This window comes from Oligella ureolytica DSM 18253 (assembly GCF_000373745.1).
Lineage (GTDB): Bacteria > Pseudomonadota > Gammaproteobacteria > Burkholderiales > Burkholderiaceae_B > Oligella > Oligella ureolytica.
The window spans coordinates 1-2,023 of sequence record NZ_KB892358.1; the positions used below are offsets into that span (position 1 = coordinate 1).

The window sequence follows — 2,023 nt, forward strand, 5'->3', positions numbered from 1 at the left end:
GCGGGGTGAAATTTGTCGAAAATTTCCAAAAAAATCAAAAAATTTCCAAGTAGAACAAAAAAGCGCTATTTAACCGTTTTTATGCAAAAGTCTCATTTTTTCAATCATATTGACTTAATTTATTCACTATAATTAACAATTAAGTTGTCTTTTTTAATTATTTTGTTAATTTTTTATTAGTTTTATCTAATGCATTAACAAATGTAATATTTTAGGAGTAGCATGTGTCATGGGTAACAGCGATATTGGCATTAATAAACTTGAAATAAATCAAGTTGAAAGTAGCAATTACGATAATAGTAAAAGTACCTATATCATTTTATTACTGGGTATTGTAGCGCTTGCTTTCAGTGCCCCTTTTACAAAACTTTCTAACTTTAACCCTGAGACGGCTGTGATTCTTCGCTGCGGTATCGGTGTTATTGTTATGCTTCCATTTGTCATAAGAGAAATCAAAAAATATGGCAACTTCAACAAGAAAGGTATTTGGCTATGCATGATAGCTGGATTTTTCTTAGGTATTGACTTTACTGCGTGGAACTACTCAACCTACTATGTTGGTTCAGGTATCGCTTCAGTTTTACTTAACATCCAGGTTATTATCCTTCCTGCGTTAGCATTTTTTCTAGATAAAGAAAGAATTCCACTTAGCTATCTTGTCATCGCTCCGACATTACTTTTTGGTGTTATTTTATCTGGAGGCGCTATCGAGCCGCTCATCTTCGGTATTGATGAAAACGTTCAAGGTCCTACTCATATCTACGGTTATACATTAGCACTATTAGGAACTGTGTGTGGTCTAATTTCTGGTATCTGCTATGGTATTTATCTTTACACTACCAGAAAAGCGGGCAGAATTAACAACGTCAATCAGTTCGTTACACCTATCTTTATTTCTAGTGCTTCCCAGCTTATCGCTCCATTGTTCATGATCTTAATAGGTTTCAGTACTTTTGATATTGTCAATGGTGTGTTAATCGATGGTTACTTACCTGTTGAAAATCCTGAGACAACACCTGGTGACCCTCTTACTGGTATGAACTGGTTCTGGATGTTAGTTCTTGGTATCTTTAGTCACGCTATTGCTTGGACATTTACCCAATATGGTTCAATTCGTCTAAACCCAACAATTGTTGCAGGACTTCTCATCCTTAGCCCAATTGCCACAGTAGCGATCATCGCCCCATTGATGTTTGGCGAAAGCTTATCTTGGTTGCAAGTAGTGGGTGTTATTATCACACTCGTTACTGTCGCTTATCAAAACGGATTACTTACCACTCTTTACAAAAAAATCAGTGGAAAATCTGGCGAACTTACAAACGAGTAATTTCTTAACGAATTAGACGACTAAGTCTCATCAACCCGGAACTGGTGAATTTATCAGTTTCGGGTTTTTTATTTAACAGCAGTTCAAAAGAGAATAAAAAATTCCATGATCAATTAGTTATCATCAAAAATCACTAATGAAGGTTTTCCCTATATTTTATTAGAGCTTTTTAACAACAAAACACAACAATAAAATCATTTAACTTAATGCCAACTATAGAATAAGTACTAAATGCATACAGTTAAAAAGGGAATTAAACAATTAAAGAAGAAATACAGCAAGGCATGGCGCCAACAGCAACTTATTCACCCATGCTTAAAATGCACTTGAAAATGCATTGACAATGAGCATAACTTTAGCAACCAGTAATCAAGTCCTTAAAAGCAGTTATTGAGTGCATACCCAACGCAGATTCCACGCCATCCAGAAGCTAATTAATGTGAGCTAACTACAACACAGGTCTTAACGCTCATCCAACATGAGATAAAAGCGAGAAATTCAATTCCTCCCCACTGCTTAGATCATCTCCAGCATTACTTAAACCCGTTACCGAAGGAAGCAGCTGACAACATGGTTGTGACACCAGTACAAAACTAGTCCTACCTAACTCCGCTATCGCTAAAGCAATTCGTTATAGTCTAAGTAATTGGACGGCCTTAACACGCCTATTGGATGATGGCATGATGCCGATTGATA

The 2,023-nt window shown here is 36.1% G+C and carries 1 protein-coding gene and 1 pseudogene; both read left to right on the top strand.

Annotated features, from left to right (window positions below; all coding sequences use genetic code 11):
* Positions 1 to 229 precede the first annotated feature (229 nt).
* Positions 230 to 1,327 carry a DMT family transporter gene (locus B092_RS0112845; protein ID WP_018575632.1) on the top strand — a complete coding sequence of 366 codons (1,098 nt, stop codon included), beginning with the start codon at positions 230 to 232 and terminating at the stop codon, positions 1,325 to 1,327.
* Between the two features lie 590 nt (positions 1,328 to 1,917).
* A pseudogene (locus B092_RS15555) lies at positions 1,918 to 2,023 on the top strand (IS66 family transposase); the annotation flags it as partial.

Coding starts and splice junctions, on each gene's coding strand:
- B092_RS0112845 (WP_018575632.1), top strand. CDS start 230: ATGGGTAACAGCGATATTGGCATTAATAAACTTGAAATAAATCAAGTT.